This is a genomic window from Streptomyces shaanxiensis (genome assembly GCF_039537145.1).
Lineage (GTDB): Bacteria > Actinomycetota > Actinomycetes > Streptomycetales > Streptomycetaceae > Streptomyces > Streptomyces shaanxiensis.
The window spans coordinates 451,142-466,191 of record NZ_BAAAZY010000012.1; the positions used below are offsets into that span (position 1 = coordinate 451,142).

Here is a 15,050-nt window from a genome sequence, read left to right on the forward strand (position 1 = left end):
GTTCGCCGGAGGCGGTTTCAGGGGCGCTCGTCCTTAGGCGTGCGCCCCTTCGCCGGATCCGGAATGGCGTTCGTCATCCCCGGCAGGAAGTCCGTGAACAGCTCGTGCACCTCGCGCACCAGCGGCCGCAGCACCCGGAACCGTGCCAGCGAGACGCCCCGCGCGGTCAGCCGGGCGCCCCGCTCGGCGAGCCGGTAGCTGCGCTCGCGCCCCTCGGTACGGTCGAAGACCCAGTACAGGACGAGGCCCATCTGGGAGAGCCACATCAGCTCGGGCAGCACGTCCCGGAGTTCCTCGGGCACCTTGGTCTTCGTCGCGCCCGCCAGCACCTCCCGGTGGATGCTGATGGCTTCCACGCGCGCGTGCTCCGACTCGGCGGAGAAGGGGCTGAGCGGGCTGTCGGGATCGGCGGCGTTCTTGAAGAACTGCACCGCGAACTCGTGGTAGGGCGTGGCGATGTCCAGCCACACCTTCAGCACGCCCGCGAGGCGCGCCTCCAGGTCGGTCTCCCGGGCCAGGACGTCCCGGATCGCCGCCCTGTGCTCGGCGGCGATCCGGTCGTAGAAGCCCTGGATCAGGTGTTCCTTGCCCGCGAAGTAGTAGTACGCGTTGCCGACGGAGACCCCGGCCTCCTGGGCGATCGCCCGCATCGTCGTCTTGTCGTAGCCCCGCTCCTGGAACAGCCGCATGGCGGTCTCCAGGATCAGCGCACGGGTCTGCTCGGACTTGGTGGGCGTATCGCCCTGTTCAGGGCTGTCGTTCTTCGAGGACACGGAAACAGAGCCTAACGAGTGGCGTTTGCGCCGATCGTCAGGAGGCCTGTGCCGTCTGGTACAGGTTCTGGGCGTCGGCACCGAAGTACGGGCCGTACATCCGGTTCGGCAGGAAGTTGTACTTGAAGCTGTTCACCGAGGACAGCAGGCCGGTCCCCGTGGACTCGTTGAACTGCGTGAACCACGGGCCGCCGCTGGAGCCGCCGGTCATGTTGCAGTTCATGCCGTGGTCGTTGGACAGCAGGAAGTCGCGGTTGGTGTTGCCGCTGCAGTAGATGAACTTCTCGCCGTCGTACGGCGCGGCGGCCGGGAAGCCGAACGCGTACATGCGCAGGTTGTAGCCGGTGTTGAAGGCCAGCCCCTGCCCGCCGACCACGTCCGTCAGCAGCTTGCCGTCCAGCGGGGCGACCACGGCCGCGCCGACGTCGTAGTTGATGTCCTCGCTCGCCGTCCACTGCGGGGTCGAGAGCGTCTTCGACGCGGACCACCGGCCGTACGGGGCCTGCCCGTCGTGGTAGCCGGGCACGAAGACCCAGTTGGTGTGCCAGGCGCCCTCCAGCTTCACGCAGTGGCCCGCCGTGATGACGGTGCTCTTGTTGGCGCTGGTGACGGCGTTGCCGGAACAGGACGCCGTACGTCCCTGGTAGGTGAAGAACACCCGCCCCGCCGTGGACACGACCGAGCCGCCGCCGGTCCACTGACCGCCGCTGTTCGGGAAGGCCAGCAGACCGATGTCCGCCGCGGCTTTCCCGACCTTCGCCGCCGGGGAGGTAGGCGCGACGGTGGTCGCCGTGCCCTTGAGGGGCGCCGAGCCGCCGTCGACATGGCCGTTGACGGTCACCAGGTCGAGCGGGGTCGCCGCGCGCATCCGTTCCGAGGTCCAGAAGTCACGGGCCTTTTGCTGCGCGCCCCCCGAGACCGAGCTGACGGCCGTCGAGCTGTCGGACCTCGGCGCGGCGCCCGCGGGAGTGGCCAGGGCGCCGGCGGTGAGCAGCGCGGTGACGCCGACGAGGGCGCCGAGGACGGGACGGGGTATGCGGGTGACGCCGGGTATGCCTCTCACGCGTACTCCTTCTGCTATGGGGGGACCGGGCGACCGGGTGGGCCGCCCGGCTGACAGACAGTCGGTGCGAGTGCGGAGTGGAGAACCGGGAGGCAGCGTGCCAACCCCAGCACCGTTTTGGAAGGGCGCATGCCAAAACGGAGTCCGAAAGCGGGGCGTTCAGGACGGTTTGGCACAGGCGTCGCTGTCGCAACCGGGTGGGTTGTACGTCCAGCCCCAACTCGGGTCGTACGACCACCCCTCCGCGCTCCGATAGACCCGCCCGCCCCACTGCGGCGCGCCCTTCTGCGCCCCATGTGCCACCTGCGGCCACGGTGCCCCGCGCCACTTGGCGGCGGCGAGCGCGGCACCCTTGGCGAGCCGTGCCCCCGACGGAGTGCTGAGGCGATGGGCCAGCGGCCGGTGCTCGCGCAGGGCCCACAGGGTGACGATCCAGGCGGCGGGGCCCTGGTAGACCTGCCCGGCGTCGCCGACGACGGTGATCTCTTCGAGCGTGGCGCCGTGATCGAGGCCGGGGTGGCGCCGCCGGGCCTCCTCGGACCCGGCCGGCACCAGCTCCAGCGGCACCAACTGGGGCTGCTTCACGAGCCAGTCGCGCACGAAGGAGCACAGGGAGCAATCGGCGTCGTAGAGAACCGTCAACCGGCGGACCGGGGCGGCGGGCCCGGGGCTCGGAGCGCTGGGCCCGCCTGCCGCGACGGCGTCCGTCTTGCCGGCCACCGGGTCACGCCCCGGCCGACGGAGCGACCCAGTTCTGCGGGGCGACCGGAGGCACCTGCTCCCGCTCCATCGCGCCGCGCCGACGGATCTTGTTGAGGACGTAGACGTTGCCCAGGTGCATCACACCGAGCACCAGCAGCACCACGCCGAGCTTCGTCGACAGGGCCTCGAAGACCCCGCGCGCATCGACGACGGTGTCGTCGTCGCTCAGGTACAGCGCGACGAAGCCGAGGTTGACGAGGTAGAAGCCGACCACCAGGAGGTGGTTCACGGCGTCGGCGAGCTGCTCGTTGCCGCGCAGCACGTCGGCGAGGAAGATCCGTCCGTTGCGACTGAGCGTGCGGGCCACCCAGACGGTGAGGGCGATGCTGACGACCAGGTAGATGACGTAGGCGATGACCGTGCGGTCCATGGCCTGCCCCCTTCTTGAACACGTTCAAAACGCTGACAGGGATGACTGTAGGCCCTGTCTTTGAACATGTTCAACTCAATTGGGTGAGGCCTCCGTCACGCGTCCGTCACGCCCGCGTCCCGGCCACCAGGGGAGGTCCGGGCGCGCCTTCGGTCAGGGTCTGCGCGCGAGCGCCGGCCGTTTGGTGTAGTCCGTGAACCCGATGACGTTCCCCCAAGGGTCGGCGATCTCGACGGTCCAGCCGGTGGCCACGGAGGCGGGTTCGTCGAGCGGTGCGATGCCCGCGTCGCCCAACGCCCGTGCCGCCGCCCTCGCGTCCGGCACCTCCAGCCAGACCCGAGGGGAGGGCCAGGGCGGCGACCGGTGCCCCAGCGTCTCCTCGTACCGCAGCAGGATCCCGGGCGTCTCGCCCCCGACCTTCAGCAGCGCGATCCCGGCCTCGTCGAGCCGGAACCCGACCGCGAACCCGGCGAGCTCGTAGAACCGGACGGCCTCACCGAGGTCGCCGACCGGCAGTAGCACGTTGTCGAACCCGAGCAGCTCGTACGACTCATCATCTGACATGTCGTCAGAGTAAGGGGATGATCGGCCGGAACCGGTGATTGTCCCCATCCCCTTTGGCGTCGATATCGACTTGCTGGTGTTCCGGCCATGCCACCGGCTTCTGAAGTCATACTGATGAGTGGTCAGTGACGGGTGAGACAGGTGAGCAAAGTCGGACCGGACCAACGGAGGGGGCAGCTTCGTGCGGCGGGTGTTTGCGGTGCATTTCGTGCCGTGCGCGCTCTTCGTCGTCTGCCTCTGGGCCCTTCTGCGGGCCGGTTCCTTCACCGGGCCCAGCCACTGGGAGCGGGTGCTCCCCGGAACCCCGGCGGCGATGGCCGGAACCCTGACGGTTCTTGCAGCGTGTGCGGCGATCCTGGGTCTGTTGCTCCAGCCGTTCCAGGTCCGGGCCGTACGAGTGCTGGAGGGGTACTGGTACCGCTGGCCGGTGACGGCCGGGCTCGCCGGAGTGTTGATCGAAGTCCAGCGGAGGCGCTGGGAGGCGCTGCGCGAGCGGGCGGAGGAAACGGCCTCGACCGCGACCGCCCGTGAGGTGCGGGCGGACGCCGGTCGCCGACTGGGGGCACGCCCACCCGCAGACCTGCTGTTGCCGACGGCGCTCGGCAATGCGTTGCGGGTCGGGGAGTTGAGCGCGGGCGAGCGGTACGGTCTTTCCACCCTTGCCTCGTGGCCGCGTATCTACATGCAGATCTCGGACCGCATGTCCGAAGCTCTGACTTCGACGAGGGATGCTCTGGACACTGCCGTGAACCTCTGCTGGAGCTTCCTGGCGGTGGCCCTGACGTATGGCGTCGCCCTGTACGACGAGCCGCACTCGTGGTGGCTCTGCGGTGGGGCGTTGATCCTCGCGGCCATCGCCTACAAGGGGGCGGTGATCGCAGCCCTGGCCTACTCGGGGCTGATGCACGCGGTCTACGACCTGCACCGGTTCGAACTGCTGGATGCGCTGCACTACCCGTTGCCGAGGGACACGGCCACTGAGAAAGAGATCTTCGCCGAGGTCACCGCCCGGTTCACGGGACGAGGACGCACTCACGTCGACTACCACCACGGCGAGGACTGGTCACACCCGCACAATGCCAACCGATCCGCATACGCCGAGCACATGGATGACGAATCCGGTTGAGGGATCGGGTGGTTCACTGGGCGCCGGCCCTGTCTCCGCTATGCGTGTCAGCAGGGCTCCCGAAGTATTCACCTTCACCCACTGGTCTCGTGGTACGGCCACCCGCACATGGCCGGCGATCGCCGTGACGTTCACCGTGGTCCGTTTCGCTGCCGACTTCCGCGTCAGATCGGCCCGGAGCTCACCTAGTACGGCTCGGAGGGTGAGGGTTGCGCTCGCCTCCGCGGGTATCACGACTCTTCCGGTCGTCAGGGTCCGGCTCCAGCGGCTGCCTCTGCCGCTCGGCGCAGCCGTACCGATGAGCAGGGCACCGCTGAGTGCCAGTGCCGCGGGCAGCGCGAGGGCGGTGACCAGGTGCGCACTGATCTCACCGGCCGCCACCAGCGCGACCGTCGATACGGCCGCTAGCGCAAGGGGGCCGATGAGAGAGGCGGGTGGTATCGCGGCGCGCAGCAGATTGAGCGCGGCCAGCCCCAGTAGCGCCCACGGCCACCACTCGGCCGCGAACTCCAGCGCGGAACCGGCTCGGTGTGCGGGGTCGCCGACGAGATAGCAGCCGACGGCCACCGCAGCCAGCCCGAGCCACGTTCTGATCCGCGACGCCCGCCGCCCACGCTCCGCCATCGCCGGCTGACTCCCCCTCCCGCCGCATTGCGGAGGCGGCGCGCGGCGTCATCGTAGTGGGGCGAGGGGACAGTGGGGCCAGCGGGCCAGGAGGGGGCTTCCGGTATTCATTCGGTACGGCGTTGCCGGGCTTGCCAGAGCCTTCGGTGATAGTGGTCGGCGATCGCCTTGTCCATGAACCACATGACGACAGGCGGCAGTTCACGGTAGTCGCACTCCGGCGAGTGATGGGGCTCCTTGCCGAGTGGATCCGGGAATTCTGTGCCGGACCCCTCGTCTCCGGACGACAGCGTGGCATCCCAGGCCTGGAGGTGACTCGACTGGTAGCCGGGCCAGTCCTTTTCTTCGTCGGGGACGACGATCCACTTGCATTGGAGGCAGGTGGGCCGCCTTTTCTTGGGCGGTGGCATCGGCGGTGGAAAGCCGGGAAGCTCTGTGTGGGTAAACATGTGTCAGCCCCTTCTTCGAGCCTTCTCAATGAGTCGATGCACCGATGTGTAGAACCAGTTGCTCGTCTTGCCGAACGCATCCATGTGCATATAAGTCACCCAGGCCGCGTCAGCCAAGGTGGCGAGCAGCACGACAACGGCCGCGGTCCACCGCCACTCGGGCTGTTCGCCGCAGTCCGGCGGCACCAGCGCTGCGGCGATTCCGAGTCCCAGCAGAATGGTGCCGAAATTGAAGGAGTGAACTGCCCACAGTTGGTATTTGGCCCAGATCGCCTGATCCTCTTCCTGCTTCGTCCTCAGATCCGGAGCGAAGGCCTTGACGTGGTCAGGCCCCAACCAGCACTCCAGATCGTCGTAGGAATAGAGGTACAGGCGGGCGTGATAGGCGAACTGAATGCTCGCGATCAGCGCGAGAGCTGCGATGACGAGGAGTAACAGGATGGGGCCGGGCCACTGGAATTCGTCGTCCGCGCCTCCGACCACGCCGGCCAACGAGAGAGCGGCGGCCGTGAGGAGGGGCGCAGCGATGAAGAGAGCCGATGCGCTGGCATGCCCATAGCCGTACGGTTCTGGTGCAGCCCAGGGATCTCTCTCCCCTCTGGGCGCCTGGTATTCCGCCACGCCTCCCCCTCCGTCAGCGCTACAGAACCCGCGCTTCGGAGTGTGACGGTGCGCCACCTCCTTCAGCAGGGGCGCAAACCGGCCAAAAAACCTGAGGGCCCTGTTTCCGAAGTGACGGAAACAGGGCCCTGAGGTCAGGCGGGGAAGCTCAGAACCGCCGCGTGATCAGCGCCTTCTTCACCTCGGCGATCGCCTTCGTGACCTCGATACCGCGCGGGCAGGCGTCCGTGCAGTTGAACGTCGTGCGGCAGCGCCACACGCCGTCCTTGTCGTTGAGGATCTCCAGGCGCTGCTCGCCGGCCTCGTCACGCGAGTCGAAGATGAAGCGGTGCGCGTTGACGATGGCGGCCGGGCCGAAGTACTGGCCGTCGTTCCAGAAGACCGGGCAGGACGACGTGCACGCCGCGCAGAGGATGCACTTCGTGGTGTCGTCGAAGCGCTCACGGTCCTCGGCCGTCTGGAAGCGCTCGCGCGTCGGCTCGTTCGTGTCCTTCGTGATGAGGAAGGGCATGACGTCCCGGTACGCCTGGAAGAACGGCTCCATGTCCACGACCAGGTCCTTCAGGACCGTCAGGCCCTTGATGGGCTCGACCGTGATCGGCTTCTCGGGGTTGATGTCCTTGATGAGGGTCTTGCAGGCAAGACGGTTCTTGCCATTGATCCTCATCGCGTCCGAGCCGCAGATGCCGTGGGCGCAGGAGCGGCGGAAGGTCAGCGTGCCGTCCAGGTCCCACTTGATCTTGTGGAGGCCGTCGAGGACGCGCTCCTTCGGGTCGATCTCCAGCTGGAAGTCTTCCCACACGGCCTCTGCGGAGACTTCCGGGTTGAAGCGGCGGACCCGGAAAGTGACCGTGATGTACGGGGACGCGGCGGACTCGGCCTCCACCTTGTCCATAACGGGGGTTGCCATCAGTACTTACGCTCCATCGGCTGGTAGCGGGTCTGGACGACCGGCTTGTAGTCGAGACGGACGGACTCGGTGCCGTCGTCGCCCACCTCGCGGTACGCCATGGTGTGGCGCATGAAGTTGACGTCGTCGCGGTTCGGGTAGTCCTCGCGGTAGTGACCGCCGCGGGACTCCTTGCGGGCCAGCGCGGAGACCGCCATGACCTCGGCCAGGTCGAGCAGGTTGCCGAGCTCGATGGCCTCCAGCAGGTCCGTGTTGAACCGCTTGCCCTTGTCCTGGATCGAGACGTTCTTGTAGCGCTCGCGCAGCTCCGCGATCTTCTCGACCGCCGTCTTGATCGTCTGCTCCGTGCGGAACACCATGACGTTCGCGTCCATGGTCTCCTGCAGCTCCTTGCGGAGCGTCGCCACCCGCTCGGTGCCGGTGGACGAGCGCAGGTTCTCCACCTGGTCGACCACGAGCCTCGCCGGGTCCTCCGGCAGCTCGACGAAGTCCGCCTTCTGGCTGTACTCCGCCGCCGCGATGCCGGCCCGACGGCCGAACACGTTGATGTCCAGCAGCGAGTTGGTGCCGAGGCGGTTCGCGCCGTGGACGGATACGCAGGCGACCTCGCCGGCCGCGTACAGACCCGGGACCACCGTGGTGTTGTCCGAGAGGACCTCACCCTCGACGTTCGTCGGGATGCCGCCCATCGCGTAGTGCGCCGTCGGCTGGATCGGGATCGGGTCCGTGTACGGCTCGATGCCGAGGTACGTACGGGCGAACTCCGTGATGTCCGGGAGCTTGGCGTCCAGCTGCTCCGGCGGGAGGTGCGTCAGGTCCAGGTAGACGTGGTCGCCCTCGGGACCGCAGCCGCGGCCCTCGCGGATCTCCGTGTAGATGGAGCGCGAGACGACGTCACGGGACGCGAGGTCCTTCATGACCGGCGCGTACTTCTCCATGAAGCGCTCGCCGTCCTTGTTGCGGAGGATGCCGCCCTCACCACGGGCGCCCTCCGTCAGCAGGATGCCCATGCGCCAGATGCCGGTCGGGTGGAACTGGAAGAACTCCATGTCCTCCAGCGGGAGGCCACGACGGTAGACCGCCGCCTGCCCGTCGCCCGTCAGCGTGTGCGCGTTCGACGTCACCTTGAAGAACTTGCCGCAGCCGCCGGACGCGTAGATCACGGCCTTCGCCTGGAAGACGTGGATCTCACCGGTCGCCAGCTCGTACGCCACGACACCGGCGGACTTCTTGACGCCGTCGACCTCGGTGATCAGCTGGTCCAGGACGTAGAACTCGTTGAAGAACTCCACGCCCTCCTTCACGCAGTTCTGGTACAGCGTCTGGAGGATCATGTGGCCGGTGCGGTCCGCGGCGTAGCAGGACCGGCGGACCGGGGCCTCGCCGTGGTTACGGCTGTGACCGCCGAAGCGGCGCTGGTCGATCGTGCCGTTCGGGGTGCGGTTGAACGGCAGGCCCATCTTCTCCAGGTCGAGGACGGAGTCGATGGCCTCCTTCGCCAGGATCTCGGCGGCGTCCTGGTCGACCAGGTAGTCACCGCCCTTGACCGTGTCGAAGGTGTGCCACTCCCAGTTGTCCTCCTCCACGTTGGCCAGCGCGGCGGCCATACCGCCCTGCGCGGCGCCCGTGTGGGAGCGGGTGGGGTAGAGCTTGGTCAGCACGGCGGTGCGGCTGCGCTTCGTGGACTCGATGGCCGCGCGCATACCGGCGCCACCGGCGCCGACGATGACGGTGTCGTACTTGTGGATCTTCATGGTGGTTGCCTCAGCCCCGTGCCTAGCGGATGTTCGGGTCGAAGGTGAAGATCACCAGCGTGCCCAGCAGGATGGTGAACACCGTGGCGGTGTAGAGCAGGCCCTTCAGCCACAGGCGGGTGTTCGCGCGCTCCGCGTAGTCGTTGATGACCGTGCGCAGGCCGTTGGCGCCGTGCAGCATCGCGAGCCACAGCATCAGCAGGTCCCAGACCTGCCAGAACGGGCTCGCCCAGCGGCCCGCCACGAAGGCGAAGCCGATCTTCGACACGCCGCCGTCCAGCACCAGCTGGATGAGCAGGTGGCCGATGACCAGGACGACCAGGACGATGCCGGACAGGCGCATGAACAGCCAGGCGGCCATCTCGAAGTTGCCCCGGGTGGACCTCGGGGTCTTCTTGGTGCGCTTGCGCGGGGCCTCGATGTACGGGGCCGGGTTGTCGACGTTGTAGAGGGACTCGCCCTCGACCGGGCCGATACCGGTGGCGGTCTTCTCGGTGGTGGACATACGCGTCAGCTCCCGAACAGTTCCTGAGCGGCGTGGCCGAGGACGGGGTAGATCGCCCCGAGCATCAGCACCAGCCAGAGGCCGACGACGGACCAGAGCATCTGCTTCTGGTAGCGCGGGCCCTTCGACCAGAAGTCGACGGCGATGACGCGGAGCCCGTTGAGCGCGTGAAAGAGGATGGCGGCGACGAGGCCGTACTCCAGCAGCGCGACGATCGGCGTCTTGTACGTGGCTACGACCTTGTCGTAGTCCTCGGGAGAGACGCGGACGAGAGCGGTGTCCAGCACGTGAACGAACAGGAAGAAGAAAATGAGGACGCCGGTGACTCGGTGAGCCACCCAGGACCACATTCCTTCCCGGCCGCGGTACAGCGTTCCAGCCGGCACGGAAGTTCCTCCGGGAGCGGGGATTGGGGCCGCGCCGGCTTGTGCTGTCGGTCGGGCCCGGCCGGGTACGGTCCTCCGGCCCCCAGCATCGTAGCGATGCGCCGCCGCTGGGCTGAGCGGGGGGCGGGCGGTGTGATCAAACTGGCACGCGGATGGGTGATTGGCGGCTAATGAGGTGAGGTGTCCTTTCGGCTGTCGGGTGCGGCGCCGTTCGGGCTGGTCGCGCCCACGCGGCCGTAGCCGCGCATCGACTACAGCCCCGCGCTCCTGACGGCGCGGACCAGCCGTCCTTTTGCGAGGCGCCGGAGTTCCTCTGCCGTGACTACGCGTTCCTCGTCCGGATCGTTCGCCAATCGAGACCGGATGGCGTGCAGGACCTGGTCGAGGGCCTCGGCCGGGGGCAGGTCGTCCACGCAGATGATGAACGCATGGCCGAACTTGGCCTCGTATGCGGCATTCGCCGCGTTGAGGGCCGTGTGGGCGGCTCCGTAGATCCCTTCCGGTAGTACCGGCAACGTTTCTGCTGCCAGTGCCTCCGCCAGATCCGCCGGGGACAGGTCGTACGCCGCCTCGTCCGAGGCCGCCAGGAGGGCGTCCAGGTCCGGGTACGGGCGGTGGTCCGCGAGGCGGTCGGCCCAGCGGGGGCTGCGCAGGCAGGTGAGGAGGGTCTGCCGGACCTCGGCGGCGGGGGCGGTGTTGAAGGGCTCCAGCGCGTTCGGGGACGGTGGAGTGCGGGTCTGCTCGGGGAGCGACGGTATGGCGACTCGGCCAGGAAGGTGTGTGGGCGTCACGTGGGTTTCGGCAGGGGAATTTGGGAAAGGAGTGGCGCTCACGTTATCGAGACTGGACGTGACGTGTCCGACCGATGCCCGAATTTCAGCCGAACGGGAGAGTTTCGAAACGTGTGGTGGACGCCCGAACGTGGCATCGGAGTTACGTTGGCGAGGTGATCCAGCACAAGCACAGGCGCCGGGCACCGGCGAAGAAGGCGCTGAAGCAGACCTGGGTGCTGATCGTCGCGGTGGTCCTCGTGACGGTCGGGGCCGGGGTGAGCCTGGGGCTCCTGGCCACCGGCGACGACGCGGGGCCGGACGGGTCGGAGCAGTGGCGGTCCGCCCCGGGGACCTCGGAGGCCGCCTCTTCGGCCGCCCCGAGAAAGCCGGCCGCACCCACTCCGTCACCCACTCGGTCGTATCCGGTCTCGAAAGCTCCGCAGACCATTCCCGCGGTGACGTCCCACACAGCCGCCCGGGGACCCGGCTGGCGTCCCGCGCGCGGGGAGCGGGTCGTCGTGAGCGACGCGAAGCTCGCCGACGAGGGGCGGCTCGTCGCCGGTGAGCTGGGGCTGACGTACGCCGGTGAGAAGGAGGACTCGCGCGCCGGGGACGTGCGGCTGACCTTGGGCGGCGGCAAGGGCGCCGATCCGGAGTCGTACACCATGACCGTGCGCGACGGGCGCGTGGCCATCAGCGGGCCGGGCGAGGCGGGCGTCTTCTACGGGACGCGGACGCTCAAGCAGGAGGTGCACGGCGGCGGTACGGCGCCGGAGGGCGTCGTGCGCGACGAGCCGGCCAAGCCCGTGCGCGGGTTCATGCTCGACATCGCCCGCAAGCACTTCACCGCGGACTGGATCGAGGACCGGGTGCGGGAGCTGGGCGACCTGAAGTTCAACCAGCTGGGGCTGCACTTCTCCGACGACCAGGGGTTCCGCATCGAGTCCGACTCGCACCCCGAGGTCGTCTCGCCGCAGCACCTGACGAAGGCGCAGGTCAGGAAGATCGTCGAGCTGGCGGAGAGCCGGCACATCACCGTCGTGCCGGAGATCGACTCGCCCGGGCATCTGGGGGCCGTCATCGCCGCGCACCCCGATCTGCAGCTGCGCAATGTCAGCGGGGCCGCCACGCGGGGTGCCATCGACATCTCCAAGGCCGAGTCCGCCGAGATCGTCGACGACCTGCTGAACGAGTACGCCGGTCTCTTCCCGGGGAGCCAGTGGCACCTCGGCGCCGACGAGTACCAGGCCCTCGTCGTCTCCAACCCCCAGGCCTCCTACCCGCAGCTCGCCGCCGCCGCTCAGGAGGCCTACGGCTCCGGCGCCACCGTCTCAGACCTCGCCACCGGGTGGCTCAACGACCGCGCCGCCACCGTCCGCGCCCACGACCGCACGGTGCGGGCCTGGAACGACGGGTTCTTCCGGAACACGTCCGTCCAGCCGGACAAGGACATCCAGGTGGCGTACTGGACGGGCAAGGAGATCGGGGCGCGGGTGCCGGTGGAGTATCTGCGCGCCGGGCGGAAGCTGATCAACTACAACGACGAGTTCCTCTACTACGTGCTCGGGCAGCCGCAGACCTTCGTCTATCCGACGGGGCAGCGGATCTACGAGCAGTGGACGCCGCGGGTCGTGCGCGGGACGACGGCCGTGCCGGAGACCTACGACGACCAGATCCTGGGCGGGTCCTTCGCGGTGTGGTGCGATCTGGCGAACTCGCAGACGCAGGCCCAGGTCGCCGCCGGGATCCGGATGCCGTTGCGGGCGCTGGTCCAGAAGCTGTGGGACGAGGAGGCGCCGGAGTTGTCCTGGACCCAGTTCAGGGCGCTGGCCGACCGGCTGAACTGACTGTGGATTGGCCCATACGGCTGCGGACCCCTGTACGAATGTGGTGTATTCGGCCGGAGCCGAACCGAACAGCCAGGGGGAACCGGGATGGGCTACTGGGGGTACTTCGTCGTGGGCCGTGGGGAGCGGCCGCTGGCGGAGTTGGACGCGCTGGCCGGGGCCGAGGGCATGGCCCTGCGCGAGGAGGCCGCCGGCGGCTGGCAGGTGTGGGAGTACCCGAGCGGGGACGGCGAGGTCGGGAACATGAACGACCTGGCCCGCGAGACGGGGGCGCCCGCGCTCTTCGGGTACGTCATGGACAGCGACTGCGTGGTCGTGGAGGCGGCGGCGCCGGAGAGCGGGGCGTGGACGACCTGTCTGGCGCGGGCCGCCATGGCCGGGTACCTCGGCGCGGGGGACGAGGGGCTCACGCTGGAGGACTACTTCCTGGAACCCGGGGACGCCGCAGCGCGGGCCGTCGCCTGGGCGGCCGAGGCCGGGCACGAGGTGAACGCCGAGTCGGTCGTCGACGTATTCACCGCTGATGCGGACCCATTGGCCGAAAACCTCTTCTTCCGGCTGCTCGACCGGCTCGGGGTCGTGCCGCTGTGACACTCACGGGCCGTCGCACGCAGTAAGGGGAAGTGCGGGCTCCGTTAGGAAGGTGCCCGCCAGGGGCCTGTGCGGGGACCCCGACCCTCGTGACTGACCCGCTTAGGGAGGCGTGGATGAGCCTGGTGGAACTGATCGCTCAGGCCGACGAACGCGGACTGGCCGCCAGCGGGTTGGCTTGTTTGGATCGGTGTGTGCCCCTGTTGGGCGGTGACGACGAGGTGCTGCGGCCGCTGTGGGCCAACCTCGCGGCGGGCGGCGACCCGGCCGAGTGGGGCGGACTTTTGGAGCAGGCGCGCTCGAAGCTGGGCGTCGCGGAGATCGTGGACGACGAGGACATCGAGGACGAGGCCGCGCTGCTCGCCCGGCGGATGCTGGCCGCCGCCCCGGCCGTCCGGTCCGCCGCCGAGGCGAGGATATGGGCCGACGCCTGCTCGGTCGCCTCGCTGCAGATACACCGGCTGCTCGATCCCGCGGAGGACGACGTGTCCTCGGCGGGCGCCCTTCCCCAGGCGCTCAACTCCGTGCGCGCGGGCGGAGCACCCGCCACGGGCCGTACGACGGGCATGTCGCCGCTCGTCGCCGCCGAACTGCGCCGCCAGGTCAGCGTTCTGGAACTCCTCGCCGGACATGGCGTGGGCGGGCTGCGCCGGGCGCTGGAGGTGTCGACGGAGGGGCGGCGCGTGCTGCGGGCGGTGGTGTCGCGGCGGGCCCGGGGGAAGGCCTGACGCCCTTGGGCCGGGGCAGGGGCCGACGCCCTTGAGGCGGGGCACGGTCCGGCGCCCTGATGCGCCCTGATCCCGTCCCGCTCTCAACGCACCAGCCACTTCACCACCGCGTCGCCGTACTCGGCCGTCCTCGCGTAGAAGGCGGTCAGGTCGCGGTGCGTCGCCGCGAAGAGGCCGCGCACCTGGGGTTCCGGGTCCGGTACGTCGTACGGCTGGAGCAGCCGCACGCGCGCGTGCCGCCACAGGTCGTCGAAGTCGGCCGCTCTGAGGAACCCGGCGACCCCGGCCACCTGGGACGCGGTGAGCAGCTGGAACGGTGGCAGGGCGGAGTCGGTGGGGAACACCGGGCGGCCGCCGAGGACCACTTGGGTACAGGGGCCGTCCGGTGTCCGGTTCGGGGGGATGCCGGAGTAGAGGAGTTCGAACTCGGCGTACTGCCTGTCCAGCACCTCCTCACGATGCCGGCCGATCCGCTCCCGCACGGTGTCCCAGTCGTCCTCGAAGAGGCGCTGGAACCAGGTCGCGCTGTTGCGCAGTGCCGAGGGCGGCACCGCGCGGAGATGGAAGTACATGCTCATCAGTGACTGGAGCGCACAGGAGCGGCGAATCGTCACCCTCGCGTCAACGTGGGCTGCCGCGTAAACCTCGTTCCTGGGGGAGTCCTGTGGCTGTCGTGGGAGCGAGGTGGGGCGGTCCTGCACCGGTCCCGGGAAGCCGCCGGATCCGGGTGACGAAAAGCTGTTCGCCCACGCTCTCCAGGATGTGACGACTCAAGCGGAGACCAGGCCCTCAGCCGCGACCAAGCCGATGCGGTGGGCGGCGGACGCGGTGGCGATGCTGCGCGAGGGAGCGCGGCTGCGGCTCGACTACTCGGCGCAGAGCCTGTGGCGGGTCGACCGGATGATCGACGGCCTGCGCGGCGAGGGAACGCCGTACGCCGCCGTGGAGAGCACGTTGCGCGGTCTGGGCGCGTACGCCGGCGAGGTGATCGTCCGTCAGACCGGTGCCGAGTGGTGGGCGTCGGGAGGCGACCACTGGATCCGTACGCCTGACGGCCGGCTGTGGGACCCGATCGAGGAGGCGCGGCGGTGTTTCGCGGGCGACGGGTCGCTGCGGTTGCTGTGCCGGGACGCTACGCGCGGTCAGGCCTGGCGGTAGGACATCGCGGGCTGGGCGACGCGGCAGACATGGCCCGGCCGGGACC

At 69.0% G+C, this 15,050-nt stretch carries 19 protein-coding genes; 5 read left to right on the forward strand and 14 right to left on the reverse strand.

Annotation, left to right across the window (positions count from 1 at the left end):
- Window positions 1–17: 17 nt before the first annotated feature.
- From ABD932_RS25050 to ABD932_RS25070, 5 genes are all read right to left on the reverse strand, one after another.
- Window positions 18–773, reverse strand: a complete 756-nt coding sequence (locus ABD932_RS25050; protein ID WP_345015764.1) for a TetR/AcrR family transcriptional regulator — start codon at window positions 771–773, stop codon at window positions 18–20.
- A 37-nt stretch (window positions 774–810) separates the two neighbouring features.
- Window positions 811–1,836: a trypsin-like serine peptidase gene (locus tag ABD932_RS25055; protein WP_345015765.1), complete on the reverse strand. Its 1,026-nt coding sequence runs from the start codon at window positions 1,834–1,836 to the stop codon at window positions 811–813.
- A 159-nt stretch (window positions 1,837–1,995) separates the two neighbouring features.
- Window positions 1,996–2,478, reverse strand: a complete 483-nt coding sequence (locus ABD932_RS25060) for a thiol-disulfide oxidoreductase DCC family protein (RefSeq protein WP_345016392.1) — start codon at window positions 2,476–2,478, stop codon at window positions 1,996–1,998.
- An 82-nt stretch (window positions 2,479–2,560) separates the two neighbouring features.
- Window positions 2,561–2,968, reverse strand: a complete 408-nt coding sequence (locus ABD932_RS25065) for a hypothetical protein (protein ID WP_250084946.1) — start codon at window positions 2,966–2,968, stop codon at window positions 2,561–2,563.
- 153 nt (window positions 2,969–3,121) lie between these two features.
- Window positions 3,122–3,532 carry a VOC family protein gene (locus tag ABD932_RS25070; RefSeq protein WP_345015766.1) on the reverse strand — a complete coding sequence of 137 codons (411 nt, stop codon included), beginning with the start codon at window positions 3,530–3,532 and terminating at the stop codon, window positions 3,122–3,124.
- Between the two features lie 199 nt (window positions 3,533–3,731).
- Here ABD932_RS25070 and ABD932_RS25075 point away from each other — a divergent pair, with 199 nt between their 5' ends.
- On the forward strand, window positions 3,732–4,658 hold the full coding sequence (locus tag ABD932_RS25075) for a hypothetical protein (RefSeq protein WP_345015767.1): 927 nt from the start codon (window positions 3,732–3,734) through the stop codon (window positions 4,656–4,658).
- Here ABD932_RS25075 and ABD932_RS25080 read toward each other — a convergent pair.
- The 8 genes from ABD932_RS25080 to ABD932_RS25115 form a co-directional block, all read right to left on the reverse strand.
- A complete protein-coding gene (locus tag ABD932_RS25080) occupies window positions 4,596–5,282 on the reverse strand; it encodes a hypothetical protein (protein WP_345015768.1) in 687 nt (228 codons plus the stop codon). The two genes, ABD932_RS25075 and ABD932_RS25080, sit on opposite strands and share 63 nt — an antisense overlap.
- Before the next feature lie 107 nt (window positions 5,283–5,389).
- Window positions 5,390–5,731, reverse strand: coding sequence for a hypothetical protein (locus ABD932_RS25085; RefSeq protein ID WP_345015769.1), 342 nt, complete (start codon window positions 5,729–5,731; stop codon window positions 5,390–5,392).
- A gap of 3 nt (window positions 5,732–5,734) precedes the next feature.
- Window positions 5,735–6,352, reverse strand: a complete 618-nt coding sequence (locus ABD932_RS25090; protein WP_345015770.1) for a hypothetical protein — start codon at window positions 6,350–6,352, stop codon at window positions 5,735–5,737.
- A 148-nt stretch (window positions 6,353–6,500) separates the two neighbouring features.
- Window positions 6,501–7,262: a succinate dehydrogenase iron-sulfur subunit gene (locus tag ABD932_RS25095; RefSeq protein WP_126394427.1), complete on the reverse strand. Its 762-nt coding sequence runs from the start codon at window positions 7,260–7,262 to the stop codon at window positions 6,501–6,503.
- Complete coding sequence (gene sdhA, locus ABD932_RS25100) at window positions 7,262–9,016, reverse strand: succinate dehydrogenase flavoprotein subunit (protein ID WP_345015771.1); 1,755 nt, start codon at window positions 9,014–9,016, stop codon at window positions 7,262–7,264. The genes ABD932_RS25095 and sdhA overlap by 1 nt, the downstream gene beginning before the upstream one ends.
- Window positions 9,017–9,038: 22 nt before the next feature.
- Window positions 9,039–9,521 (reverse strand): succinate dehydrogenase hydrophobic membrane anchor subunit, encoded by a 483-nt coding sequence (locus tag ABD932_RS25105; RefSeq protein WP_126394429.1) that lies wholly within the window; start codon window positions 9,519–9,521, stop codon window positions 9,039–9,041.
- 5 nt (window positions 9,522–9,526) lie between these two features.
- Complete coding sequence (gene sdhC / locus ABD932_RS25110; RefSeq protein ID WP_079056196.1) at window positions 9,527–9,907, reverse strand: succinate dehydrogenase, cytochrome b556 subunit; 381 nt, start codon at window positions 9,905–9,907, stop codon at window positions 9,527–9,529.
- A 251-nt stretch (window positions 9,908–10,158) separates the two neighbouring features.
- On the reverse strand, window positions 10,159–10,698 hold the full coding sequence (locus ABD932_RS25115) for a 2-oxo-4-hydroxy-4-carboxy-5-ureidoimidazoline decarboxylase (RefSeq protein WP_345015772.1): 540 nt from the start codon (window positions 10,696–10,698) through the stop codon (window positions 10,159–10,161).
- A gap of 215 nt (window positions 10,699–10,913) precedes the next feature.
- On the opposite strand from ABD932_RS25115, the gene ABD932_RS25120 reads away from it, so the two are divergent.
- The 3 genes from ABD932_RS25120 to ABD932_RS25130 all read left to right on the forward strand — a co-directional run bounded on the left by ABD932_RS25120 (window position 10,914) and on the right by ABD932_RS25130 (window position 13,846).
- Window positions 10,914–12,527 carry a beta-N-acetylhexosaminidase gene (locus tag ABD932_RS25120; protein WP_345016394.1) on the forward strand — a complete coding sequence of 538 codons (1,614 nt, stop codon included), beginning with the start codon at window positions 10,914–10,916 and terminating at the stop codon, window positions 12,525–12,527.
- Window positions 12,528–12,614: 87 nt separating this feature from the next.
- Window positions 12,615–13,118, forward strand: a complete 504-nt coding sequence (locus tag ABD932_RS25125) for a hypothetical protein (RefSeq protein WP_345015773.1) — start codon at window positions 12,615–12,617, stop codon at window positions 13,116–13,118.
- A 116-nt stretch (window positions 13,119–13,234) separates the two neighbouring features.
- Window positions 13,235–13,846 (forward strand): hypothetical protein, encoded by a 612-nt coding sequence (locus tag ABD932_RS25130; protein ID WP_345015774.1) that lies wholly within the window; start codon window positions 13,235–13,237, stop codon window positions 13,844–13,846.
- Between the two features lie 83 nt (window positions 13,847–13,929).
- Here the strand turns inward: ABD932_RS25130 and ABD932_RS25135 are convergent, their stop codons facing one another.
- Window positions 13,930–14,418: a DUF1877 family protein gene (locus tag ABD932_RS25135; RefSeq protein ID WP_345015775.1), complete on the reverse strand. Its 489-nt coding sequence runs from the start codon at window positions 14,416–14,418 to the stop codon at window positions 13,930–13,932.
- Between the two features lie 190 nt (window positions 14,419–14,608).
- Here ABD932_RS25135 and ABD932_RS25140 point away from each other — a divergent pair, with 190 nt between their 5' ends.
- Entirely contained in the window at window positions 14,609–15,004 is a 396-nt protein-coding gene (locus ABD932_RS25140; RefSeq protein ID WP_345015776.1) for a hypothetical protein, read from the forward strand.
- Window positions 15,005–15,050: the final 46 nt, after the last annotated feature.